Genomic DNA, 21750 nt, shown 5'->3' on the forward strand with positions numbered 1-21750 from the left:
CGGCGGTGGTCTGAGTGTAAAGCTGGTTACCGACCCCCGCCACAAGGACGTTCCTTTTCCCTCCGAACAAGCCCCGACATGTTCAGACCTCTCTTCGTATTTATTGGCACGCGTTATACCCGTGCAAAGCGTCGCAATCATTTTGTGTCGTTCATTTCCCTGACTTCGATGATCGGACTCGCCCTCGGCGTGGTCGTGATGATCGTCGTACTGTCGGTGATGAACGGCTTCGATCATGAGATGCGCACCCGCGTGTTGGGCATGGTGCCCCACGCGACCATCGAGTCCGGTGAACCGATCAACGACTGGCAGGGCCTCGCCGCCAAGGTCAAGCAGAACCCGCAGGTGACGGCCGTTGCGCCGTTCACGCAGATGCAGGGCTTGCTGACCAACAAAGGCAAGGTCTCCAAAGTGCTGCTTAATGCGATCGACCCTGCGCTGGAACGGCAGGTGTCGATCATTGACCAGTTCATGCTGCAGGGCAAACTAAACGACCTCGCGCCCGGCAGCTTCGGCATCGTGATCGGCGACAAAGCCGCCGCCAAGCTTGGCGCGGCAATCGGTGACAAGCTGACGTTCGTTGCGCCGGAGGTCACTGTGACCCCGGCCGGCATGTTCCCGCGCATGAAACGCTTTACCGTGGTCGGCATTTTCCATGTCGGTGCCGGTGAAATCGACGGTTACCTGGGCGTCACCAACCTGCAGGATCTGGCGAAGCTGCACCGCTGGAAACCCGATCAGGTGCAGGGCATCCGCCTGAAGTTCGACGACCTGTTCCAGGCACCACGCACGGCCTGGAACATTGCCCAGCAGCTCGGCGAAGACCGTTACTACGCTCGCGACTGGACCCGCACCCACGGCAATCTGTATCAGGCAATCCGCATGGAAAAAGCCATGATCGGTTTGCTCTTGCTACTGATTGTTGCGGTGGCCGCGTTCAACATTATCTCGACGCTGGTGATGGTGGTGAATGACAAGAAAGGTGATATCGCCATCCTGCGGACCCTCGGCGCCACGCCGGGGACGATCATGGCGACGTTCATGGTTCAGGGCACGGTCATTGGTGTCGTCGGCACGTTGATCGGCGCCGTGGTCGGGATCTTTGCCGCGCTGAATGTCAGCGCCGCGATTTCGGCGCTTGAAGGCCTGATCGGGCACAAATTCCTCAACGCCGACGTGTACTTCATCGATTACCTGCCGTCGCAGGTGCAGAGCCAGGATGTGTTGATGGTCTGCGCCGCCGCGTTGGTCCTGAGTTTCCTCGCCACCCTGTATCCAGCCTGGCGTGCCGCGCGCACCCAGCCTGCGGAGGCGCTACGTTATGAGTGAGTCGGGCATGAGTGATAAAGCAATCTTGAGCTGCCGAAACCTGGGTAAATCCTATGAGGAAGGCCCTGAGTCGGTGGAAGTCCTGGCCGGTCTGCAACTCGAGTTGCATCCGGGGGAGCGTGTCGCGATTGTCGGCACTTCCGGCTCGGGCAAAAGTACCTTGCTGAACTTGTTAGGCGGTCTCGATACACCGTCGAAGGGCAGCGTCTGGCTGGCCGGCGAAGAACTGTCGGCACTCAACGAAAAAGCCCGTGGCCTGCTGCGTAACCGCTCGCTGGGTTTCGTTTACCAGTTTCACCATTTGCTGCCGGAGTTCACCGCGCTGGAAAACGTCTGCATGCCTTTGCTGATCGGCAAGACGCCGATCCCTGAAGCGCGTCAGCGTGCGACAGCATTGCTGGAGCGGGTAGGGTTGGGCCATCGCCTGGAGCATAAACCTTCGGAATTGTCCGGTGGCGAACGTCAGCGTGTGGCCATTGCCCGCGCGCTGGTGAACAAGCCAGGCCTGGTGATGCTCGATGAGCCGACCGGCAACCTCGATTCCCACACCGCGCAAGGCATTCAGGATCTGATGCTCGAACTCAGCACCTCGATGCGCACCGCGTTTCTGGTGGTGACTCACGACATGAATCTGGCTCGTCAGATGGATCGCGTCCTGCACCTGCAGGAAGGTTGCCTGACTCCAATCTGACCGACCGAAACCCGACAGCGCTGAAAAGTGCGTCGGGTCTTTTATTTTTATACGGTGCCCCAGCGAATGTTCAGACCGTTATCGATCTTTATCGGCACGCGCTATACCCGCGCCAAGCGCCGCAATCGCTTTGTTTCCTTCATATCGATGACCTCGATGATCGGCCTCGCCCTGGGTGTGTTGGCGATGATCGTGGTGTTGTCGGTGATGAATGGTTTTCAGCGCGAAATGAGCTCGCGCATTCTCGGCATGGTGCCGCACGCCACCATCGTCGGCGTCAATCCGATCGACGATTGGCAGCCGGTGGCCGCCGCCGCCATGAAAAACCCCGAAGTGACGGCCGCCGTGCCGTTCACCGAGATGGAAGGCATGCTGTCCTACAAAGGCGCGATGCAGCCGATTCAGGTCAGTGGCGTCGATCCGGCGCTTGAAGGCAAGGTCTCGATTGTTGCCAAGCACATTGTTCAGGGGCGTCTGGATGCCTTGAAACCTGGCGAGTTCGGCGTGGTGATTGGTGAGATTACCGCGCGGCGTTTCCGCCTCAATGTCGGCGACAAGATCACCCTGATCGTGCCGGAAGTCAGCACCGCACCGGGCGGCATCACCCCGCGCATGCAGCGGCTGAACGTCGTCGGCGTGTTCAAGGTGGGTGCCGAACTGGACGGTTCGATGGCGCTGATCCACGTCGCCGATGCCGCGCAGATGCAGCATTGGCAGCCCAATCAGGTGCAAAGCGTACGTCTGGCAGTCAAGGATTTGTACGCGGCGCCGAAGGTCTCCAGCGATATTGCCGGCGGACTGGGCACGGCGTACCGCGCCGACGACTGGACTCACACCCAAGGCAGCCTGTTCAGCGCGATGAAAATGGAAAAAACCATGATCGGCCTGCTGTTGCTGATGATCGTCGCCGTGGCGGCGTTCAATATCATCGCGACCCTGATCATGGTGGTGAACGAGAAGGGCGCAGACATCGCGATCCTGCGCACTATCGGCGCTACGCCACGGCAGATCATGGCGATCTTCATGGTCCAGGGCACCGTGATCGGTATCGTCGGCACCTTGCTCGGCGGCGTGCTGGGCGTGATCGCCGCGCTGAACGTCAGTGAGTTGGTCGGCTGGGTTGAGCGCGTCAGCGGCCAGCACATCTTCAGTTCCGACGTGTACTTCGTCAGCAACTTGCCATCGGAGCTTCAGGCTGGGGATGTAGTGTTGATCTGTTCGGCGGGCTTTGTGTTGAGCTTTCTGGCGACGCTGTATCCGGCGTGGCGAGCGGCGAAGATCGAACCGGCAACGGCATTGCGCTATTCGTAAGACGTTAGACCGCTATCGCTGGCAAGCCAGCTCCCACAGGGATTTGTGTATTCCACATATATGCGAACACACAAAACACTGTGGGAGCAAGGCTTGCCCGCGATGAGGCCAGACCTGCTGGCCTCAATCCCCCTTGGGTAAATCAATCACAAACCGCGTCCACCCCCGATCCGATTCACACCGGATCTGCCCGCCATGGGCACGCACGATCGACTGCGTAATCGCCAATCCCAACCCTGCATGCTCGCTGCTGCCTTCCTGTCGTGCTGGATCGGCGCGGTAAAATCGATCAAACAAACGCGGCAATAATTCCGCCGATATCACTTTCCCGGTATTTTCGATTATCAGGCACAAGCCTGTAGATCGATCAATTATCCGCACCCGAACTTCGCCATTTTCAGGGGTAAACCGCAAGGCATTGTCCAGCAGATTGGAAAGCGCTCGCCGCAACATATTACGGTCGCCCAGCAACTGCGCACTGCCATCACGGCTGAGCGTCACGCGGGCGTCTTCGGCCAGCGGCGCAAAAAACTCCATCAACACATCCACTTCCTCCGCCAGGTCCAGCAATTCACGCTTGGGCGCCAGCAACCCGTGGTCCGCCTTGGCCAGGTACAGCATGTCGTTCACCAGCTGTGCCATCCACTGCAATTCCTCGAGGTTGCTGTGCAGGGCCTCGCGGTAATCTTCGATCGGCCGTGGGCGGGTGAGGGTGACCTGGGTATGGGTCAGCAGGTTCGACAGCGGCGTGCGGAGTTCATGGGCGATGTCGGCGGAGAATGCTGAAAGACGCTGAAAAGAGTCGTCGAGGCGTTCGAGCATGGCGTTGAAGTGGTGGGCCATTTCCGCCAGCTCCGGGGGCATGTTCGCTTCCGGCAAGCGAGCATTCAACGATTGAGCCGATACGCCGCTGGCGACCGCACCCATGCGGCGCAATGGGCGTAAACCACTGCCCGCGGCCCAGGCGCCGAGCAGCGCGGTGACCAGTGCCGACAAACCGACGGTCAGCCAGATGAGGCGCTGCATGCGCTGCAAGAAGTGCTGGTGATGGGTGATGTCGAGCAATAATGTCAGTTGCGGCGAGCCAGGCTTTTCTGGAAATAGCGGTGCGTTCAGGACGCGATAGTCGGTGCCGGCCTCGCTTACCGTCGACAGTCCGGGCGTTTGCGGCAGCTGGTCGGGCAGGCGTATTGAGCTGTCGTACCAACGTTGACCGTCGCTACCGGTGATGCGCAGCGACAGATCAGCCTGGCGGCTCAATTCATCCGCCAGCCTGACTTCGCTTTCGCTTGATTGCAGGTCGTGCAGCGCCCGGCGCAGACCAATCAATTTGCCATCCAGCAGTTGCTGATCCAGCTCGACGAAATGCGCCTCGCTGGCGTGGCTGAACAACAGTCCGGCGAACAACGACACCACGGCCGTGCAGGCGGCAAACAGCAACGCCAGGCGGCTGCCAAGGGAAAGTTTACGCATCAGAGGAGGCGCTCTTCGAGCACGTAGCCCATGCCGCGCACGGTGTGGATTAACTTGTTGGGGAAATCATCATCGACCTTGAGGCGCAGGCGCCGGATCGCGACCTCGATCACGTTGGTGTCGCTGTCGAAATTCATGTCCCAGACTTGTGATGCGATCAGCGACTTGGGCAGGACTTCGCCCTGGCGCCGCAGCAGCATCTCCAGCAGAGCGAACTCCTTGGCGGTAAGGTCGATGCGCTGACCACTGCGCTCGACGCGGCGGCGGATCAGGTCTAGACGCAGATCGGCCAGTTGCAGGCTGGTTTCCTGGTGTGTAGCGCTCCCGCGCCGCAGCAGGCTGCGCACTCGAGCCAGCAATTCGGAAAAGGCAAAAGGCTTGACCAGGTAATCATCGGCGCCCAACTCGAGGCCGTGCACCCTGTCCTCCACGGCGTCGCGGGCCGTCAGAAAAAGTACCGGTGTGTCGAGCCCTGCGCTGCGCACCGCTTGCAGAATCTGCCAGCCGTCGCGGCCCGGCAGCATCACATCGAGAATCAACAGCGCGTAGTCACCGCTCAGTGCCAATTGTTGCCCGGCGTTGCCATCGGCCACCAGCTCGGCATTGAAGCCGGCCTCGGCCAGGCCTTGACGCAAATAATGGCCGGTTTTCGGTTGGTCTTCGACAATCAGCAGTTTCATGGGCAGCTCGAGGCAAATGGAACGGACGCTTTATACCGTGGGTGGCTTCGCGACAGGCCAACCTGACAAAGTTGTAATCTGCCCGTCAGGTTATGGGCAGTCTTGGCAGTTTAGAGTTTTCACACGCTGAACCCTATCTTGTTGGAGTACGACTATGTTTTTGCGCAAACCTCTGCTGCTGGCCGCGTGGTTGTTGGCACTGAGCTCGCCGACTTGGGCTTCGCCAGCGCACACCTTTGACTTTGGTCAGCCGGCCGCGGCCGCGAAAGCGACTCGCACTGTGGACGTGGTGATGGGCGACATTTCGTTCGCTCCGAAGGCGATCAAGATCAAGGCCGGTGAGACAGTTCGTTTCGTGCTGGTGAATAAAGGCCAGTTGCTGCACGAATTCAACCTCGGCGATGCGGCGATGCATGCGCGGCACCAGCAGGAAATGCTCAAGATGCAGCAGAGCGGCATGCTCACGCCTACGGGCATGAAGGAAATGGACCACGGGTCCATGGACCATGGCATGAAGCATGATGACCCTAACAGCGTGCTGATCGAGCCGGGCAAAACCGCCGAGCTGACCTGGACCTTCACCAAAGCCACCGGGCTTGAGTTTGCTTGCAATATTCCTGGCCACTACCAGGCGGGCATGGTCGGCAAGTTGGCCATAGGCGCTGGTCAGTGAAACGCGGCGGCGATCTTGCTAGAATCGGCTGATTCTTCAGTCAGGTTTCCGCCATGCATCCCGCAGCCGAACACTCGCCGCTGGGCAAATCCAGTGAATACATTGCCACGTACACGCCGTCCCTGCTGTTCCCGATTCCGCGCACCGCCAAGTGGGCAGAGCTGGGCCTGACGGCTGAAACTCTGCCATACACAGGGGTGGATTTCTGGAACTGCTTCGAGCTTTCATGGCTGCTGCCATCCGGCAAGCCGGTGGTGGCGATCGGTGAGTTCACTATTCCGGCGGATTCGCCGAACATCATCGAATCCAAGTCGTTCAAGCTGTACCTGAACTCGTTGAATCAAACCCCGTTCGCCGACACCGCCAGCCTCGAAGCGACGCTGGCCAAGGACTTGTCGGCCGCCGCCGGTAAAACCGTGGGCGTACGCATTCGCAGTCTGAATGAAGTGGCGGCGGAAGGCGTCGTTGCGTTGCCAGGCGTGTGCATCGACGACCTCGACATCAGCGTCAGCAACTACGAGCAACCGCGCCCGGAATTGCTGCGTTGCGATGATTCGCGCATCGTTGAAGAGAGCGTGCACAGCCATTTGCTCAAATCCAACTGCCCGGTGACCAGTCAGCCGGACTGGGGCAGCGTGGCGGTGGAGTATCGCGGTGCGGCGCTGGATCACGCCAGTCTGCTGGAATACATCGTGAGCTTCCGCCAGCACTCCGACTTTCATGAACAGTGCGTGGAGCGGATTTTCCTTGACCTGCAACGCTTGCTGAAACCAGAGAAACTGACGGTGTATGCGCGTTACGTGCGGCGTGGCGGGCTGGACATCAACCCGTACCGCAGCACTGAAGAGCTGCAGTTGCCGAACCATCGTCTGGTCCGCCAGTAACGCCGTCGATTGCAAATCGCAGGCAGCAAAAAGCCCCGCTATCGCTAGCGGGGCTTTTTTGCATGCGGAGTACTTAGATCCCCATATTTCCCAACGTTTGTACAATGTTGCGCAGGGTGCCGGCGAGGGTAGGGTGTTCCAGTTCGAAACGCTCGACAGCCAGGTTCACGTTGTCGGCGAGGTTGGTGTCTTGGGTTTTGGTTTCCAGCTCGATCTCGGCGTCAATCTGCGCCATCAAGTCGCGCAGGTTCTCGCGCTCGGCTTCGGTGAGCGGTGGATTCTGTTCCAATTGCTCGCGCAGAGTATTGAGTTGTTCTTGCAGTTCGCGGGCAGGCATGGCGTTCTTCCTTTTAATCGATAGGCACTGGCATAGACCGCAGCAGCGCGTCAAAGGTCTATGGCTGAGCTTTAGATTAATCCACTCGTGCCCAATCTGCATGATCCCTGTCAGGGCTTTTCGCCTTTGAACCGACGCAGGCTGATATCGGCCAGGCAATTGTCGAGTTCACCGAGATGATCGATCACTGAGTGCACGCCCAAAGCGAACAGATCCATCGTCGCCTTGCCGCGTTTCATTTCACGTTCCTGCGGGGACAGTGCCTGCCATTCGTTCGGCGTCAGCCCGCAGAGGGAACCGTAGGAGGCCAGGCCAATTGTCCAGAGCCCGGCGTTCAGTCCCGATTGCAGCAGTTGCGGTTCGCCGCTGACAAGGACGCAGCCGTCCAGGCGTTCAACGCCCAGGTTCATCAGCGCCTGCCAACAGGCATGCGGAGCGGGCCACGGATTGACCGTCGCGGGGTGTTGCGATGGCTTGATCCAGGTGGGCAAGTCGGCAGCGAGCGAATGACTTAGCTCAAGAGCGTGCTCATCCAGCCAGGCGCAGGGGATTTGTTGAAGCTGCAAGCTGCGCAGGCTCTCTAGTGCGCCCGGGGTGACGTTAGCGTTTTCGGCAGAGTGTTTGCGGTGCAGGCGCGTGCGAGCGCCGAAATCCACCAGGCAACCCGTGAGGCCAAACAAAACGGCAGTCAGGCTGGGTGCTGCGAGAGGCGAGGCTTCGACGCGCGGCATATCAACTTCCCTGAAAATAAGCACAAGGCTAGGCGGCGTTGGTGACAGTTGGATGACAATGATGTGAATCGCTTCGTTTGGACGAATCATCGGTAGGCCAGCGCGTACATGAGTGCCTAAAGCGACTTTTCCGTCTTATACTAGCCACCTTAACGCCCGGGCCAAGTGCCCCGGCCAGTACAATCCAAGGAGTTCTTCTATGCGCTGGAGCAATCATCTAGCTCGGCTTTCTGTGTGCGCCAGTGTGCTGCTGGTTCCGTTCGCTGCTCAGGCAGCGACGGAAGATGACCCTTGGGAAGGCTTCAACCGCCCGATCTTCAAATTCAACGATGTGCTCGACACCTATGCGCTGAAACCTCTGGCGCAGGGTTATCAGTTCGTGACCCCGCAGTTTCTTGAAGATGGCATTCATAACATGTACCGCAACGTCGGTGATGTCACCAACCTTGCCAACAACATCATGCAAGCCAAGCCAGCAGCCGCTGGCGTCGACACGGCCCGCCTGATCTTCAATACCACCTTTGGCCTGCTGGGTTTCTTTGATGTCGGCACCCAGATGGGGCTGAACCGCAGCGACGAAGACTTCGGTCAGACGCTGGGCTATTGGGGTGTAGGAAGCGGCCCTTATGTTGTGCTGCCACTGCTGGGCCCGAGCACACTGCGTGATACACCGGCCAAATACGTCGACGGCTACACCAGTCCTTACCGTTACATCAACGACGTGCCGGTCCGTAACTCGATCTTCGGCCTGAATATCGTCGATACCCGCGCGAGCCTGTTGTCGGCGGAGAAGCTGATCAGCGGCGACAAGTACATCTTCGTACGCAACGCCTATCTGCAGAATCGCGAATTCAAGGTCAAGGACGGTCAGGTAGAAGACGATTTCTGATCTCGATCGTTGAACGCAAGAAGGCGGCCTCAGGGCCGCCTTCTGCTTTTGTGAAACTGCCTATTTCATCTTCAGGATTGTAAGGCCGAGTTTCTGACTGCCACCGTCCTGGTCCTTGACCCACACCACTTTGGTGTCGGCTTCGAGGCCTTTCAACGCCGCGTGATCGGATTCGATGCGCACGTTGATGCGGTCGCCGACCTTGAACGATTGTGGTGCCTCAACTTGCATCCCGCTGCTGGAAAGGTCGATGCAGACGGCTGCAATCTCGTCCCCCTGATGAATCAGCGCCACATCCGCATCAATCTGCATGCGGATGAAATCACGCTTTTCGCTGTAGTCCCGATCGCTTTGAGGCATGGGCTTCATCCTTCCATTGGGTTACGGTTTTGACAGTTCTTATAACTCTCGGTCATTTGACAAGTAAAGACGTCAAGCGACGATCGGCGTGAGCTTGAAACGCCCCGCGGATGGGAGTACCGTCTGCGCCTTAGAAGGGCACCTCTAAGTGGATCTGTGAACCGGGCAAATGCTCGAAAGCAGTGCGTTAGAGAGGCTAGAAAGCGAATCCAGTAGTCTGTGCCGGGTGAATTACCCAGCCCGCTACGCCAACCTAATTCTGGCGCCGTTTGCCCACATGCCAAAAACCAGTGCCACGCTGCTGATAATCGATGATGACGAAGTAGTGCGCGCGAGCCTCGCCGCCTATTTGGACGACAGTGGTTTCAGTGTCTTGCAGGCCAGCAATGGCCAGCAGGGTCTTCAGGTATTCGAGCAGGACAAGCCCGATCTGGTCATCTGCGATCTGCGTATGCCGCAGATGGGCGGACTCGAACTCATCCGTCAGGTCACTGAGCTTTCGCCACAGACCCCGGTCATCGTCGTGTCCGGCGCAGGCGTGATGAATGATGCGGTCGAAGCCTTGCGCCTTGGCGCTGCCGATTACCTGATCAAGCCGCTCGAGGACCTGGCGGTGCTCGAGCACTCTGTGCGCCGGGCGCTGGATCGCGCGCGTCTTTTACTGGAAAACCAGCGTTACCGCGAGAAGCTGGAAAAGGCCAACCGCGAACTCGAAGCCAGTCTGAACCTGCTGCAGGAAGACCAGAATGCCGGTCGCCAGGTGCAGATGAACATGCTCCCGATCAGCCCGTGGAGCATCGACGAGTTCCAGTTTGCTCACCAGATCATCCCGTCGTTGTACCTGTCAGGGGATTTCGTCGACTATTTCCGCGTCGACGAACGCCGGGTTGCGTTTTATCTGGCGGATGTCTCCGGCCACGGTGCCTCTTCAGCATTTGTCACCGTACTGCTGAAATTCATGACCACGCGTTTGTTGTTCGAATCCAAACGCAGCGGCACATTGCCGGAATTCAAGCCTTCGGAAGTCCTCGGTCATATCAACCGGGGCCTGATCAGTTGTAAGCTGGGTAAACACGTCACAATGGTCGGTGGAGTCATCGACGAGGAGACAGGTTTGTTGACCTATAGCATCGGTGGTCATTTACCGTTGCCTGTGTTGTACACGCCAGACAGTGTCCGGTACCTGGAAGGCCGCGGTCTGCCGGTCGGTCTCTTCAAAGAGGCGACCTATGAAGACCACGTGCTCGAACTGCCGCCTGCGTTCAGCCTGACGCTGATGTCGGACGGCATTCTGGATCTCTTGCCAGAACCTACACTCAAAGAGAAGGAAGCGGCGTTGCCCCAACGGGTCAAGGCTGCGGGCGGCACCCTGGATGGGTTGCGTCGGGTTTTTGGATTGGCCACGCTGGGGGAGATGCCGGATGATATCGCCCTGTTGGTGTTGAGCAGGAATCTTCAATGAGTACCGGTAGAATCCAGTTCGCCGAGCAGGACGGCACTTTCGTCCTGAAGTTCGTCGGTGAAGTTCGCCTGACCCTGTGTTCGGCCTTGGATGCGACTATCGAGCGGATCTTCACGGCGTTGAACTTCAACGCAATCGTGATCGACCTGACCGAAACCCGCAGCATCGACAGCACCACCCTTGGCCTGCTGGCCAAACTGTCGATTTTGTCGCGGCAAAAGGTCGGCCTGCTGCCGACCGTGGTCACCACCCATGAAGACATCACCCGTCTGCTGCAGTCGATGGGCTTCGAGCAGGTGTTCAACATCGTCGATCGTCCGATCCCGTGCCCTGAATGCCTGACAGACCTGCCGGATCAGGATCAGTCGGAAGAGGTGGTGCGGATCAAGGTGCTGGAAGCTCACAAGATCCTCATGGGCCTGAACGACTCCAATCGTGAAGCGTTTCATGACCTGGTGAATGCGCTGGAGCGGCACTGATCAGCAATTGATGCCATGTCCCTTGTGGGAGCCGGCTTGCTGGCGATGGCATATTGAGCATCACCACCTGATCAAGCCAGTGCCCTGTAGTACTCATATCCAAACAAAAAAAGGGCGAACCCACCAGGGTTCGCCCTTTTTGCATTACCGGTGAATCAAATCACAGCTTGGCCTGCAACAGCGCCTCAAGCTTCTCTTGATCGCGAGCAAACTGACGAATGCCCTCAGCCAGTTTCTCGGTCGCCATCGCATCTTCGTTGGACAACCAACGGAACTGCGCTTCGTTCAGGCTCAAACGCGCTTCACCGGCATGGCCCGGTGTCAACTTGCGCTCCAGCTTGCCAGTGTCCGCTGCCAGTTTGTCGATCAGGTCCGGGCTGATGGTCAAACGGTCGCAACCGGCCAACTGCTCGATCTGGTTCAGGTTGCGGAAGCTCGCACCCATGACAACGGTCTTGTAGTCATTGGCCTTGTAATAGTTGTAGATGCGCGTCACCGACTGCACGCCCGGATCATCCGAACCGGTGTAGTCGTTGCCGTTGGCCTTTTTGTACCAATCGTAGATCCGGCCCACGAATGGCGAGATCAGGAACACGCCCGCATCGGCACACGCTGCTGCCTGAGCAAACGAGAACAGCAGGGTGAGGTTGGTCTGGATGCCTTCTTTTTCCAGAATCTCGGCAGCACGGATACCTTCCCAGGTGGAAGCGATCTTGATCAGCACGCGGTCACGGCCGATGCCGGCCTTGTCGTACAGCTCGATCAGACGGTGCGCGCGCTTCAATACGGCGTCAGTGTCGAACGACAGGCGCGCATCCACTTCGGTGGAAATGCGCCCAGGAATCACTTTCAGGATTTCTTGCCCGACCGCGACACCAAAACGGTCGCTGGCCAGGCCCACATCACCTTTGCAGTCGCTGACGCAAGCGTCGAGCAGCTCGGCGTAACCGGTGATGGCCGCCGCTTTGAGCAGCAGGGAAGGGTTGGTGGTGGCGTCTACAGGTTTGACGCGAGCGATCGCTTCGAAGTCGCCGGTGTCGGCAACCACGGTGGTCATTTGCTTGAGTTGTTCCAGCTTGGAAGTCATGGGCGTGCTCTGTCCTATGGGTCTGTTGACATTACCCGAGCGCTTGCAGCCACTCAAGGGCGTGTACGTGTATCGATGGCCCCGTTGGCAACAGCCCTGGAAAGGCTGTTTGAAAGGCGGGGCGCGGTATCGATTGTTCGATGCTCAAAGACGCCACAGGTTCAACCGGGGTAACCGCCCGGCGAGCGATCTCCGAAAATGCATCAACGTCCTTCGAGCAATGTTGCGGCCTGGTCCAGCAACGCCAGTGGCTCTTTGGATTTGTGAATATCCACCGACAACAACTGGCGAAATTTCCGCGCCCCCGGAAACCCGGTCCCCAACCCCAACACATGCCGGGTGATGTGATGCATCGAACCGCCGTCGTCAATATGCGCGGCTATATAGGGTCGCAACTGCGCCAGTGCTTCGGCCCTGCTGATGACCGGCGCCGTGCTGCCGAACAGCTGCTGATCCACCTCGGCCATGATGTAAGGATTATGATAAGCCTCGCGCCCCAACATCACGCCGTCGAATATCTGCAGGTGCTCATGACAGTCTTCCAGCGTCTTGATCCCTCCGTTAAGGATGATTTCCAGGTCGGGAAAGTCAGCCTTCAATTGCGCCGCGACGTCGTAACGCAGAGGCGGAATGTCTCGATTTTCCTTCGGTGATAACCCCTCCAGAATCGCAATCCGCGCATGCACGGTAAAACTGGTGCAACCCGCCTCGCGAACCGTGCCGACGAAATCGCACAACTCGGCGTAACTGTCGCGGCCGTTGATCCCGATGCGATGCTTCACCGTCACCGGAATCGACACGGCATCGCGCATCGCCTTCACGCAATCGGCAACCAGCTGCGGATGCCCCATCAGCACCGCACCGATCATGTTGTTCTGCACCCGATCACTTGGGCACCCAACGTTGAGATTGACCTCGTCGTAGCCATGCGCCTGCGCCATCCGCGCGCAGGCAGCGAGATCCAGCGGCACACTGCCACCAAGCTGCAGCGCGAGCGGGTGCTCGGCCTCGTTATGCCGCAGGAAACGTTCGTGGTCGCCGTTAAGCAGCGCACCAGTGGTGACCATTTCGGTGTAGAGCAGGGCGTGTTTGGAGAGCAGGCGCAGGAAGAAGCGGCAGTGACGGTCGGTCCAATCCATCATCGGGGCGACGGAGAAGCGGCGGGACAGTGCGGTGCTTGATCCTGCTGGGCTAAAGCTCTGTTTATCTAGCATTTTCTTCAACGTGTTCTGGGCGGTATTTCAGGCGTTTTCAGGCGTTTTTGAAGGCTCGGTGGTACGAAGTACCACTTCAACACTGACGCGTACCACTTTCAATATGGCGAATATCAGAGCAAGAAAACTGGCGGATGGGACTGTGAGCTACACGGCTCAGATCCGCATCAAGCGCGACGGAGTGCAAGTCTACCAAGAGTGCCAGACCTTCGCCCGGAAACAGGCGGCGTTTAGCGTTTGCCGTGGAGTCAATGCCCGACATCAGTAGTGATGGGTTGGGAGTGATGGCTCAACTCGTATCCACACTCTATTTCTCATACAGGTTCGAATCAGGAGCGTCACCATTATTGTGGACGGTTGAGCGCAACTGAATCTCAGGGCCTAAAAGGATCCGGTTCGCCCGCGCATTGTTCCAAGCGCCCAATCACGTCAGGTCCCGTTTTGGCGACGTCGATTCTGCCTGTTGCATCCAGATAGATGTCTATCGTACGCCCCCATTTGGGCGTGATGTCGATGCACCTTTGAAAGCCTGCATCAGTCCACCAGTTGAACATCATGAAGAAGTCCTGATCCGGAAATATGTAGCTGAACTCGACGGCCGAGCCTCCGTGCTTGATGTCTCCTCTGTGAATTCTGTCCTGAGTGTTCCAGACGTATCGAAACTCTTCCTTGCTGTCGGGAGAAAAGTTTACGGCTACCACCGGAGAGGCGAAGTACCAAAATGCCAAAGGCCCGACTACAAGGAGCAAGAGGAACCAACGACCATACCGGACTTTGGGCTTATTTGCAGACATGCGGTCGAACCCCTTTTCCCCATGCTTTGACGGGTACAGCGAGCACTTCGTCCATAACCATCTTGGGTGTGATGCCTCCGTTAGGATGTTGTCGGTAGAGTTTCACGCCAATGCTAATTGAGATTCTGTCAGGCGCGTCATCCCACGCTCTGAGCCCATCGAAAGACATCATGCACAGGTCAGAGCGATTCGCTGGTGATGAGTCAGCGAGGCGAGGTAGTTTATTAGTAGTGGACGCGCGCAATGGGGTCGCTCTGGATGGTTACCACTGGCTGCGAGGGCGTTGCCGCGTGTGAAATATGCCGAGGATTTGAAGCCGGTCACCTTCTACCCGATACGGTATTAGGTAAGACCAATTGGGCACTGCCCACTCTCGCGTCTGTCTGACTCGCCCTTCACGGCCCATGGCGGGAAACTGGGCTAGTTTATCCACGCTTGCAAAAATAGCCTCCGAGAAGTCGTCTGCAGCCTTGGGGTTTTCAAGAGCAATGTAGTTGGCCTCGTCCTCCAGATTCCTGAGTGCTTGTTCCAGCCACTCAACCCGCATTCCGACTCCAGCGCCGGGCACGCATCGCCGCCACCTGATCATCGCTGGCAAAATTGCCTCGATCGGCTTCTATTACCGCCTGTTCAATCTGAACGGTCAGCGCATGCTCGTGTTCGATGTAGTCGCGAAGAATGTCCATGGCCAAATAGCTGGCGCTCTGGCCGTTTGTCTTGGCCAGATCGGCGAGAGACTTTGACAGGTCTTCCGGCAGGTTCAGGGATATCCCGGTCATGGCAACCTCGATGAGTGAAGTATGTCGGGCATCTTACACCGTCGAGAGTCTGCTTGAACCAACACGCCGTCACTGCTTCCATGCCAAATATGTCATCCCGGACAAGCCCAAGCATCAACACCAACCACCCCGTCCCAACAGCGCCAATCTCCCCACCCACCTATCCGATATTTCCTACAAAATTTGACCGCAACGCCTCCACAACGTTAACTGTATATTCGTACAGTATTGGAAGTCGTGCGTCATGAGTTACTCAATTCTAGGCCCCATCAGCGAGGGCGGGTTCAGGTTGCCGTTGTGCCTGTTTCAGGTGCCGGCAGGTTTTCCGTCGCCGGCGGCAGATCACATCGAGGCGCAGATATCGCTGGATGAGGTGCTGAATGTGCGGGCGCCGCATGTCTATCTGGTGTCACTCACAGGGGAGAGCATGCAGGGTGCGGGTATTTATGAAGGCGATCTGGCGATTGTTGACCGTTCGATAGAACCGGTGCACGGCAATGTGGTGATTGCTTTGCTGAATAATGAACCGGTGTGCAAGCGCCTTTGCCTGCGTGGGAAGGATGTGATTCTGCTGTCGGATAACCCCAAATACCCGCCGCGCTACGTGCTCGAAGGAGACGAGTTGACGATTTGGGGCGTGGTGACGAGCAGCGTGCGCAGCCATGTCTGAAGTCCCGGCGGTTTTTGGCCTGATCGATTGCAATAGCTTTTACGCCAGTTGCGAGCGGGTGTTTCGGCCCGATCTGGCGAAGGTGCCCATTGTGGTGCTCTCCAATAACGACGGCTGCGTCATCGCACGCAGTTATGACGCCAAACCTTTTGTGAAAATGGGTGAGCCGTACTTCCAGGTCAGGCACAAGCTCAAGCAGCACGGTATCGTCCCGTTCTCTTCCAATTACGCGCTGTACGGCGACATGAGCGAGCGCGTGATGAGCCTGATCGAGTCGATGGTGCCGGCCGTCGAGGTTTACAGCATTGACGAAGCCTTCGCCGATCTTACTGGCATCGTCGATCTGGACAGCCTCGGTCGCCGGATTCGCAGCCATGTGCTGCGCTGCACCGGCATCCCGGTCGGGGTCGGCATCGCTCACACCAAAACGCTGGCGAAACTGGCCAATCACACGGCCAAGCGCCTGCAAGCGCAGACGGGTGGGGTGGTTAACATTTGCGACGCAGTCAAACGTGACTGGGTCCTGCGCAACACTGACGTCGGCGAGGTGTGGGGTGTCGGTCGACGAATGAAGATGCATCTGGATGCAATGGGGATCAAGACCGCGATGGACCTGGTCAAAGCCGATCCATGGACCTTGCGCAAAAAATTCAGTGTTGTCATCGAGAAGACCGCTCGCGAGTTAGCGGGTACCGCGTGCCTTGAACTGGACGAACCTGACCCACCAAAGCAGGAAATCTGCTGTAGCCGAATGTTTGGCAGACGTCTCTCGGAATTGCCGCCGATCAAGGAAGCGGTCGCGACCTACATGATGCGCGCCTCGGAAAAACTCAGGGCGCAGAATTCGTTGTGCAGGAAGATCCGCGTCAGCATTCGCACCGGCATGTTCAATCCGGAAGAAGCCAGGTACGCGAATGGGGTGGTGGTCGATTTGCCATACCCGACGGATGATGTGCGATTACTTACCCGGTTGGCAGTCAATGCACTCGATCGGGTGTTCAGGCCGGGGTTCAAATACAGCAAGGCGGAGGTGTTGCTGTTGAACCTGTGTCAGCCCGGCGAGTACACGGATGATCTGTTCGCAGCGTCTCAGGCCACCGAGGCGACCAGAGTCATGACAGTTCTGGATCAGATCAACGGCCGGTGGGGCAGAGGCACTTTACGCACTGCCAGTGTGCCAAGTCACCCGGAATGGGCCATGCGACGGGACATCATGAGCCAGAGCTACACCACAAGACTTGATCAGCTGTGGAAGGTGCCCTGTAACTAGTGGCCTGGGCCGCGAACGCTGCCTACATCATCACGGGCCACTTGCGCCGGCACCGTGCAGGCGCCGGTAGTGCCAGGCAAATTCAGCCTCCTTGCTGATGGGTCAGGGTTACACAATGCCAATAAAAGACAGGATAAACAGGACGATCACGACGGCGCCGACGATGTAGATAATGTTATTCATGGTTTGCTTCTCCAGGTTGGTAGGGGGCTGACACGTTGGTGTCTACTACAACGGACAGCCTCGATGACGATTCCGTTCCGCAGGCATCACCTGCAATGCAAGTGATGTACAAACGTTGAAGGAATTACTTGCTCAGATGAATTAAGTTAACTAAATTCAAACAGGTGCTTTTGGTGTACCGTCTGGTTACTAACCACGTAGAGATCAATAATGTCCAAGCTCGCAGAATTCCGCCAACTCGAAAAACACCTTGCCGAACAACTCCAGGCGCTTGAAGCCTTGAAGGGCGACGCGGGTCTGAAAAAAGAAATAGAGTTCGAGACCAAGTTGCGCGACTTGCTCGCCAAATACAGCTACAGCCTGAAGGATGTGATCAACCTTCTTGACCCGAAAGCGGGTCGTCGCACCCCTGCGAACGAGCCAAAAACCAGTACTCGCAAGCCGCGCGAAATGAAAGTCTACAAACATCCTAAAACCGGCGAAGTGGTTGAAACCAAAGGCGGAAACCATAAAACCCTGAAGGAGTGGAAAGCTGAACACGGCTCCGCTACCGTCGAGTCCTGGCTGAAAAAGTAAGACGCAATTGAAGAAAAAACTGGGCCCCTTGAGGGCCCTTTTTTTATCGCGCCTATTCGTGCGGACCGCTGATGGATCAGGAACGACAGCGCCTGCAGCCAGTCGCTGAAAACATTCAAAGGGCGCAGAATCTGGTATCGGGTCGCGCAGACAAGGTAATAACTGCGGCCATCTCCGATGGATTCAAACAATGCAAAAAGTTCACCGCCGTGCAACTCATCCTGCACCAGTATTTCCGGAATCAAACCGAAGCCAGTGCCGGCTGAGACCGCTTGAATCAGATGGGCCGTAAGCTCGAAGTGCGGTCCTGATTTAATATGTCTGTGATCAACACCATGGCGATCAAACCAGTCTGATCACGCGCCGGGCCTGGAAACAACATTCAGCAGTGATTGGCTTCAGCGCGCAGCTTGTCGCGGGAAGTAGACAGAGAACACCGTGCCATCCTGTGCATCTGAACTCACCGACACGACACCGCCGTGCGCGACGGCGATTTCCCTGACGATAAACAGACCGAGGCCGACGCTGCGCACTTCACTGTCGGTCTGAGTGCCACGGGTCATCGGCTCAAACAGAACGCTCATGATTGCTTGCGCAATCACAGGCCCATGGTTGTGCACGGAGACGATGGCCTGCTCATTCTCCAGGCGGGAGGTGATCGTGATCGGTTGGTCCAAATCTCCGTAAGCCACGCTGTTGGCCACCAGGTTACCGATGATTTGCTGGACGCGATCTGCATCCAGATGAGCGCTGCCCGCGCCGATCGATTGGTGGACCAGCGTCGATTGTGGAAACGCTACTCGCAGCTCATCGACAATCTGCCCAGTGACCTGATGCAGATCTATCGACGCAGGCGCAATGTTCAAACCGCGGCCAACGCGGGCGAGGGCGAAGTCCAGCAAGTCGGCAATCATCCGTTGCGCGCGCTCGGATGACTGGCCGATGTGGCCCAGCAAGCGGGATTCTTTGGGGCTGCGCTCTGCGGTGCTGAGCATTTGCGAAGCCATTTTGATCGCCGTGAGCGGATTCTTCAGATCGTGGCTGACGATGGCCACCATCTGTTCGGCAAACGTGGCGCGCCGCTGAGATTTCTCATAGGCCATTTTCAGCTCCGCCTGAGCTTGCTGGAGAGCAGTCTCGGCCGCGGTCTTTTCGCGTAACAGGTCTTCGGCGACTTTTCGCGCACGAACCAGTTCACGTTCGTACTTGTCGCGATCCGTGGTACCGAACAAGGCCAGTTCATAGAACGCGCCGTTGGCGTGTTCGCGCCTGACACCGTTGAGCAGCATGGTCACGGTGCGTTTGTCGCGATGCACCAGATCGAGTTTGACCTCCGCGACGGAGCCCTGCATCTGCATGAGCGGCGCCCAGTGGGTTTGATGAAAAATTCGCCCGCCCATGGTCAGCAGGTCCTGAAAGCGTCGACCGATCAACTCGGCGGGTTCGAAGCCGACCCAATTGCCGAACGTCTTATTGCTTTGCAGGATCGTGCCGTTTTCCTTCGTGACGACCAATCCGCAGGGGGCTAGCTCGAACAACGTTTGCGGGTCGGGCAGCACCGGCTCATCGCTCGGCATGCGCGCCTACCCATGGCGACAGGAAGCTGTCCATGGCGTCGGAGCACGCACTCGGCGCGCTCATGTGCGGGCAGTGACCGACGTTGTCCACCAGGCACAAGGTGCTGTTGGTGAGCACATCGTGCAGGTATTCACCCACGGCAACCGGGGCGATGAGGTCGTCAGTAGACTGCAGAATCAAGGTCGGGGTAGTCAGGCCGGCAATGTCCTTGCGGTTGTCCGACATGAACGTTACCCGCGCAAATTGCTTGGCGATCTCCGGGTCGGTCCTGCAAAAACTGTTGGTGAGCTCTTCGCCCAACGCCGGTTGGCCCGGCGCGCCCATGATCGCCGGGGCCATGTTGCTGGACCAGCCGAGGTAATTACTGTCGAGGGTGTCGAGCAGGGAGTGGATGTCTTCGAGCTGGAAACCGCCTACATAGTCGTCGGAATCGATGTAGCAGGGCGACGGACCGATCATCACATGAGCGGCGATTCTGCCGGGCGCCTGGCGGTCGGCCAGAGCACCGATCATCGCGCTGACCGAGTGGCCGACGATAATCACCGGGCCGCTGGCGAATTGGTCGATGATTTCGTTGAGGTCCTGCGCATAACCACCCAGCGAGTTGTACTTCTGCGTGTCGTAAGCGCCGAGGTCCGATTGACCAGCGCCCACCAGGTCATACAGCACGACCTTGAAACGATCCGCGAATGTATCGACAAGGTAACGCCACATTGTCTGATCACAGCCGAAACCGTGAGAAAACACCAGTGTCGCCGGACCGTTGCCCCTGACTGTCACGTTGTTGCGGTGTTGAAGGTCCATGCGAGGGGTTCCCGGTCGAGCCTAAAGTGTTTGGCCGTGGGGGAGTTTAGATAGTCCCGCGCAACAGGTCACGCTGCATTAGCGATTGGTCACGCGCTTGGTAGCCGACGCCATGGTGCCGCTACCGCAATTGATATAGGACGAGGTTTTCAACCAGCGGTTATCCGGGTAGTAGGAAAACAACAACTGGCCGTTTTTCATGGAATTGATCAGCTTGCGCGCTACCGCCGGTCGGACTGCCGGGCAGCCGAGACTGCGACCGATCCGCCCATTCGCCCGCGCGAGTACCGGGCTGACGTAAGGAGCGCCATGTATGACGATTGCACGGTCGAAAGCGTTATCGTTGAAACCCGGCTCCAGACCTTGCATGCGCAATGAGTAGCCGTTTTGCCCGACATAACTTTGCTGGGTGCGGTACAACCCGAGGCTGGTGGCAAAACTTTCATTCTTGTTGGAGAAATTGACAGCCATGTTTTCGCCGGTGTTGCGACCATGGGCGACCAATTCCTGAAACAATAACTTGCGCTGTTTTAAATCGAACACCCAAAGGCGCTGTTCGGTCGAAGGCAGGGAGTAATCGATCACAGCAAGTCTTTGCGCGGGGGCTGCGCCTTGGGCGATGCTGCATTTTGAGGCGCGTACTGCGAGGTTGATGACGTTGGCATTGGCTTTGGGCGCTGCTTTGATAAGAGCGGTCGCGAGCGAATCGGCGTAGGCTGACGGTGCGGACATTGCAGTCAGTAGTAGTGCCGGGAAGACACAGCCAAAACGTAATAGCGCCATATAGATGTCTCATCTTGTTGAGTTCGAGTCTAGCAGTGCGTTGGATGCCAGGCGTTGAATGTGGAGGATTAAGGATTATTCATGGTGCTTTTAACAAGGTTATTCGTCATAAGCCGCGTTTTTTTAATGGGCTTTCTGATCAGCGGCACCGCTTTGGCCGAAACTTCTCCGATTGAGCCGACATCTACGGCCATCGCCCTATCGCACGCTGCGCCCGATGACAACGTCGGTCGGGCTATCCAGGCGTCGCTGGAACCGTTGAAAAGCGCCTTTCCGCCGCTGCTGACTGCAACCCGTCATCGACGTGTGGACGTCAGTCGTCTGGTGCTGGATTTTTACGCTCATCGCGCCTATCGACCGGCATGGACTCACGACGCCGACATCGATCAATTGATCACCAGCCTGCAGGCGACGGACATTGACGGTTTGACGCCAACGGATTTTCACATCGACGAACTGGTCCGATCCCGGGCGACTTTGAAGGCAGCGCCTGCCACCCCTGAGCAGCAAGCGGCTTTTGATCTTGTCACCACGCATACCTTCATTAGCGCGCTGATGCAGCTGCGGCGGGGCAAGGTCGATCCCGCGCGGCTGGATAATCACTGGAATTTCGATGCCAACGGTGTCGACCCGCGTGACGACGTCAACGCTTTTTTCGCCGCTCTGGACAATCACGATGTGGCAAAAGCGTTTGCCCAGGCCCCGCCGCAAGA

Annotated in this window: 25 protein-coding genes and 3 pseudogenes; 13 read left to right on the forward strand and 15 right to left on the reverse strand. The window is 57.7% G+C overall.

What is annotated here, in order from left to right; all coding sequences use genetic code 11:
• The first annotated feature begins 78 nt into the window (after positions 1-78).
• The 3 genes from DU29_RS0113685 to DU29_RS0113695 all read left to right on the forward strand — a co-directional run bounded on the left by DU29_RS0113685 (position 79) and on the right by DU29_RS0113695 (position 3331).
• Positions 79-1329, forward strand: a complete 1251-nt coding sequence (locus DU29_RS0113685; RefSeq protein ID WP_028622232.1) for a lipoprotein-releasing ABC transporter permease subunit — start codon at positions 79-81, stop codon at positions 1327-1329.
• 7 nt (positions 1330-1336) lie between these two features.
• On the forward strand, positions 1337-2020 hold the full coding sequence (lolD, locus tag DU29_RS0113690; protein ID WP_177326960.1) for a lipoprotein-releasing ABC transporter ATP-binding protein LolD: 684 nt from the start codon (positions 1337-1339) through the stop codon (positions 2018-2020).
• 66 nt (positions 2021-2086) lie between these two features.
• Positions 2087-3331: a lipoprotein-releasing ABC transporter permease subunit gene (locus tag DU29_RS0113695; RefSeq protein ID WP_028622234.1), complete on the forward strand. Its 1245-nt coding sequence runs from the start codon at positions 2087-2089 to the stop codon at positions 3329-3331.
• Between the two features lie 123 nt (positions 3332-3454).
• On the opposite strand, the gene DU29_RS0113700 is transcribed toward DU29_RS0113695, so the two are convergent.
• Both DU29_RS0113700 and DU29_RS0113705 read right to left on the reverse strand, forming a co-directional pair.
• Positions 3455-4804, reverse strand: coding sequence for a heavy metal sensor histidine kinase (locus DU29_RS0113700; RefSeq protein ID WP_028622235.1), 1350 nt, complete (start codon positions 4802-4804; stop codon positions 3455-3457).
• Positions 4804-5484 (reverse strand): heavy metal response regulator transcription factor, encoded by a 681-nt coding sequence (locus DU29_RS0113705; protein ID WP_028622236.1) that lies wholly within the window; start codon positions 5482-5484, stop codon positions 4804-4806. The genes DU29_RS0113700 and DU29_RS0113705 overlap by 1 nt, the downstream gene beginning before the upstream one ends.
• Positions 5485-5638: 154 nt before the next feature.
• On the opposite strand from DU29_RS0113705, the gene copI reads away from it, so the two are divergent.
• The gene (copI, locus tag DU29_RS0113710) at positions 5639-6157 is read left to right on the forward strand and encodes a copper-resistant cuproprotein CopI (protein WP_028622237.1); all 519 of its coding nucleotides are present in this window, start codon (positions 5639-5641) and stop codon (positions 6155-6157) included.
• Between the two features lie 53 nt (positions 6158-6210).
• Entirely contained in the window at positions 6211-7041 is an 831-nt protein-coding gene (gene queF / locus DU29_RS0113715; protein WP_028622238.1) for an NADPH-dependent 7-cyano-7-deazaguanine reductase QueF, read from the forward strand.
• 73 nt (positions 7042-7114) lie between these two features.
• Here the strand turns inward: queF and DU29_RS0113720 are convergent, their stop codons facing one another.
• Positions 7115-7378 carry a DUF4404 family protein gene (locus DU29_RS0113720; protein WP_028622239.1) on the reverse strand — a complete coding sequence of 88 codons (264 nt, stop codon included), beginning with the start codon at positions 7376-7378 and terminating at the stop codon, positions 7115-7117.
• Between the two features lie 110 nt (positions 7379-7488).
• Positions 7489-8109, reverse strand: a complete 621-nt coding sequence (locus tag DU29_RS0113725) for a hypothetical protein (protein ID WP_028622240.1) — start codon at positions 8107-8109, stop codon at positions 7489-7491.
• A 199-nt stretch (positions 8110-8308) separates the two neighbouring features.
• Here DU29_RS0113725 and DU29_RS0113730 point away from each other — a divergent pair, with 199 nt between their 5' ends.
• Positions 8309-8998: an MlaA family lipoprotein gene (locus tag DU29_RS0113730; RefSeq protein ID WP_028622241.1), complete on the forward strand. Its 690-nt coding sequence runs from the start codon at positions 8309-8311 to the stop codon at positions 8996-8998.
• A 60-nt stretch (positions 8999-9058) separates the two neighbouring features.
• On the opposite strand, the gene DU29_RS0113735 is transcribed toward DU29_RS0113730, so the two are convergent.
• The gene (locus tag DU29_RS0113735; protein WP_028622242.1) at positions 9059-9358 is read right to left on the reverse strand and encodes a PilZ domain-containing protein; all 300 of its coding nucleotides are present in this window, start codon (positions 9356-9358) and stop codon (positions 9059-9061) included.
• A gap of 277 nt (positions 9359-9635) precedes the next feature.
• Here DU29_RS0113735 and rssB point away from each other — a divergent pair, with 277 nt between their 5' ends.
• Both rssB and rssC read left to right on the forward strand, forming a co-directional pair.
• The gene (gene rssB / locus DU29_RS0113740) at positions 9636-10820 is read left to right on the forward strand and encodes a two-component system response regulator RssB (protein ID WP_028622243.1); all 1185 of its coding nucleotides are present in this window, start codon (positions 9636-9638) and stop codon (positions 10818-10820) included.
• Positions 10817-11299 (forward strand): anti-sigma factor antagonist RssC, encoded by a 483-nt coding sequence (gene rssC, locus DU29_RS0113745; RefSeq protein WP_007935262.1) that lies wholly within the window; start codon positions 10817-10819, stop codon positions 11297-11299. The genes rssB and rssC overlap by 4 nt, the downstream gene beginning before the upstream one ends.
• Before the next feature lie 160 nt (positions 11300-11459).
• On the opposite strand, the gene tal is transcribed toward rssC, so the two are convergent.
• Together tal and dusA are read right to left on the reverse strand one after the other, a co-directional pair.
• Positions 11460-12386 carry a transaldolase gene (gene tal / locus DU29_RS0113750; RefSeq protein WP_028622244.1) on the reverse strand — a complete coding sequence of 309 codons (927 nt, stop codon included), beginning with the start codon at positions 12384-12386 and terminating at the stop codon, positions 11460-11462.
• Between the two features lie 203 nt (positions 12387-12589).
• Positions 12590-13600: a tRNA dihydrouridine(20/20a) synthase DusA gene (gene dusA, locus DU29_RS0113755; protein WP_081832486.1), complete on the reverse strand. Its 1011-nt coding sequence runs from the start codon at positions 13598-13600 to the stop codon at positions 12590-12592.
• Positions 13601-13703: 103 nt separating this feature from the next.
• Between dusA and DU29_RS1000000133245 the strand changes: the two are divergent.
• Positions 13704-13829, forward strand: a pseudogene (locus DU29_RS1000000133245) (site-specific integrase); the annotation flags it as partial.
• A gap of 145 nt (positions 13830-13974) precedes the next feature.
• Here the strand turns inward: DU29_RS1000000133245 and DU29_RS0113760 are convergent.
• From DU29_RS0113760 to DU29_RS0113770, 4 genes and pseudogenes are all read right to left on the reverse strand, one after another.
• Entirely contained in the window at positions 13975-14394 is a 420-nt protein-coding gene (locus DU29_RS0113760; protein WP_028622246.1) for a hypothetical protein, read from the reverse strand.
• A pseudogene (locus tag DU29_RS1000000133750) lies at positions 14381-14554 on the reverse strand (polymorphic toxin type 44 domain-containing protein); the annotation flags it as partial. The pseudogene DU29_RS1000000133750 and the gene DU29_RS0113760, both read right to left, overlap by 14 nt.
• Before the next feature lie 102 nt (positions 14555-14656).
• Positions 14657-14941, reverse strand: coding sequence for a type II toxin-antitoxin system RelE/ParE family toxin (locus DU29_RS0113765; protein WP_028622247.1), 285 nt, complete (start codon positions 14939-14941; stop codon positions 14657-14659).
• On the reverse strand, positions 14931-15173 hold the full coding sequence (locus DU29_RS0113770; protein ID WP_028622248.1) for a CopG family ribbon-helix-helix protein: 243 nt from the start codon (positions 15171-15173) through the stop codon (positions 14931-14933). The genes DU29_RS0113765 and DU29_RS0113770 overlap by 11 nt, the downstream gene beginning before the upstream one ends.
• Before the next feature lie 244 nt (positions 15174-15417).
• Here DU29_RS0113770 and DU29_RS0113775 point away from each other — a divergent pair, with 244 nt between their 5' ends.
• The 3 genes from DU29_RS0113775 to DU29_RS0113785 all read left to right on the forward strand — a co-directional run bounded on the left by DU29_RS0113775 (position 15418) and on the right by DU29_RS0113785 (position 17872).
• Positions 15418-15843 carry a LexA family protein gene (locus DU29_RS0113775; protein ID WP_028622249.1) on the forward strand — a complete coding sequence of 142 codons (426 nt, stop codon included), beginning with the start codon at positions 15418-15420 and terminating at the stop codon, positions 15841-15843.
• The gene (gene umuC / locus DU29_RS0113780; RefSeq protein ID WP_028622250.1) at positions 15836-17113 is read left to right on the forward strand and encodes a translesion error-prone DNA polymerase V subunit UmuC; all 1278 of its coding nucleotides are present in this window, start codon (positions 15836-15838) and stop codon (positions 17111-17113) included. The genes DU29_RS0113775 and umuC overlap by 8 nt, the downstream gene beginning before the upstream one ends.
• Before the next feature lie 393 nt (positions 17114-17506).
• A complete protein-coding gene (locus DU29_RS0113785) occupies positions 17507-17872 on the forward strand; it encodes a histone-like nucleoid-structuring protein, MvaT/MvaU family (RefSeq protein ID WP_028622251.1) in 366 nt (121 codons plus the stop codon).
• Here DU29_RS0113785 and DU29_RS1000000133755 read toward each other — a convergent pair.
• From DU29_RS1000000133755 to DU29_RS0113805, 4 genes are all read right to left on the reverse strand, one after another.
• Positions 17755-18189, reverse strand: a complete 435-nt coding sequence (locus DU29_RS1000000133755; protein WP_442961304.1) for a hypothetical protein — start codon at positions 18187-18189, stop codon at positions 17755-17757. The two genes, DU29_RS0113785 and DU29_RS1000000133755, sit on opposite strands and share 118 nt — an antisense overlap.
• Positions 18190-18270: 81 nt before the next feature.
• Positions 18271-19449, reverse strand: a complete 1179-nt coding sequence (locus DU29_RS0113795) for a PAS domain-containing sensor histidine kinase (RefSeq protein WP_028622253.1) — start codon at positions 19447-19449, stop codon at positions 18271-18273.
• A complete protein-coding gene (locus DU29_RS0113800; protein ID WP_028622254.1) occupies positions 19436-20254 on the reverse strand; it encodes an alpha/beta fold hydrolase in 819 nt (272 codons plus the stop codon). Before DU29_RS0113800 ends, DU29_RS0113795 begins: the two co-directional genes overlap by 14 nt.
• Positions 20255-20332: 78 nt before the next feature.
• Positions 20333-21037, reverse strand: a complete 705-nt coding sequence (locus DU29_RS0113805) for a murein L,D-transpeptidase catalytic domain family protein (RefSeq protein ID WP_028622255.1) — start codon at positions 21035-21037, stop codon at positions 20333-20335.
• An 81-nt stretch (positions 21038-21118) separates the two neighbouring features.
• On the opposite strand from DU29_RS0113805, the pseudogene DU29_RS0113810 reads away from it, so the two are divergent.
• A pseudogene (locus tag DU29_RS0113810) lies at positions 21119-21750 on the forward strand (L,D-transpeptidase family protein); the annotation flags it as partial.

It is taken from the genome of Pseudomonas sp. Ant30-3, from assembly GCF_000690905.1.
Taxonomy (GTDB): Bacteria; Pseudomonadota; Gammaproteobacteria; order Pseudomonadales; family Pseudomonadaceae; genus Aquipseudomonas.

Excerpts from the sequence above, each read along its gene's own strand:
- DU29_RS0113705 (WP_028622236.1), bottom strand. The coding sequence starts at position 5,484 with ATGAAACTGCTGATTGTCGAAGACCAACCGAAAACCGGCCATTATTTG.
- DU29_RS0113730 (WP_028622241.1), top strand. The coding sequence starts at position 8,309 with ATGCGCTGGAGCAATCATCTAGCTCGGCTTTCTGTGTGCGCCAGTGTG.
- DU29_RS0113800 (WP_028622254.1), bottom strand. The coding sequence starts at position 20,254 with ATGGACCTTCAACACCGCAACAACGTGACAGTCAGGGGCAACGGTCCG.
- DU29_RS0113795 (WP_028622253.1), bottom strand. The coding sequence starts at position 19,449 with ATGCCGAGCGATGAGCCGGTGCTGCCCGACCCGCAAACGTTGTTCGAG.
- DU29_RS0113720 (WP_028622239.1), bottom strand. The coding sequence starts at position 7,378 with ATGCCTGCCCGCGAACTGCAAGAACAACTCAATACTCTGCGCGAGCAA.
- DU29_RS0113805 (WP_028622255.1), bottom strand. The coding sequence starts at position 21,037 with ATGGCGCTATTACGTTTTGGCTGTGTCTTCCCGGCACTACTACTGACT.
- DU29_RS0113685 (WP_028622232.1), top strand. The coding sequence starts at position 79 with ATGTTCAGACCTCTCTTCGTATTTATTGGCACGCGTTATACCCGTGCA.
- umuC (WP_028622250.1), top strand. The coding sequence starts at position 15,836 with ATGTCTGAAGTCCCGGCGGTTTTTGGCCTGATCGATTGCAATAGCTTT.
- DU29_RS0113695 (WP_028622234.1), top strand. The coding sequence starts at position 2,087 with ATGTTCAGACCGTTATCGATCTTTATCGGCACGCGCTATACCCGCGCC.
- DU29_RS0113775 (WP_028622249.1), top strand. The coding sequence starts at position 15,418 with ATGAGTTACTCAATTCTAGGCCCCATCAGCGAGGGCGGGTTCAGGTTG.
- queF (WP_028622238.1), top strand. The coding sequence starts at position 6,211 with ATGCATCCCGCAGCCGAACACTCGCCGCTGGGCAAATCCAGTGAATAC.
- rssC (WP_007935262.1), top strand. The coding sequence starts at position 10,817 with ATGAGTACCGGTAGAATCCAGTTCGCCGAGCAGGACGGCACTTTCGTC.
- dusA (WP_081832486.1), bottom strand. The coding sequence starts at position 13,600 with ATGCTAGATAAACAGAGCTTTAGCCCAGCAGGATCAAGCACCGCACTG.
- DU29_RS0113785 (WP_028622251.1), top strand. The coding sequence starts at position 17,507 with ATGTCCAAGCTCGCAGAATTCCGCCAACTCGAAAAACACCTTGCCGAA.
- lolD (WP_177326960.1), top strand. The coding sequence starts at position 1,337 with ATGAGTGATAAAGCAATCTTGAGCTGCCGAAACCTGGGTAAATCCTAT.
- DU29_RS0113770 (WP_028622248.1), bottom strand. The coding sequence starts at position 15,173 with ATGACCGGGATATCCCTGAACCTGCCGGAAGACCTGTCAAAGTCTCTC.
- DU29_RS0113760 (WP_028622246.1), bottom strand. The coding sequence starts at position 14,394 with ATGTCTGCAAATAAGCCCAAAGTCCGGTATGGTCGTTGGTTCCTCTTG.
- DU29_RS0113700 (WP_028622235.1), bottom strand. The coding sequence starts at position 4,804 with ATGCGTAAACTTTCCCTTGGCAGCCGCCTGGCGTTGCTGTTTGCCGCC.
- DU29_RS0113725 (WP_028622240.1), bottom strand. The coding sequence starts at position 8,109 with ATGCCGCGCGTCGAAGCCTCGCCTCTCGCAGCACCCAGCCTGACTGCC.
- copI (WP_028622237.1), top strand. The coding sequence starts at position 5,639 with ATGTTTTTGCGCAAACCTCTGCTGCTGGCCGCGTGGTTGTTGGCACTG.
- rssB (WP_028622243.1), top strand. The coding sequence starts at position 9,636 with ATGCCAAAAACCAGTGCCACGCTGCTGATAATCGATGATGACGAAGTA.
- DU29_RS0113735 (WP_028622242.1), bottom strand. The coding sequence starts at position 9,358 with ATGCCTCAAAGCGATCGGGACTACAGCGAAAAGCGTGATTTCATCCGC.
- DU29_RS0113765 (WP_028622247.1), bottom strand. The coding sequence starts at position 14,941 with ATGCGGGTTGAGTGGCTGGAACAAGCACTCAGGAATCTGGAGGACGAG.
- tal (WP_028622244.1), bottom strand. The coding sequence starts at position 12,386 with ATGACTTCCAAGCTGGAACAACTCAAGCAAATGACCACCGTGGTTGCC.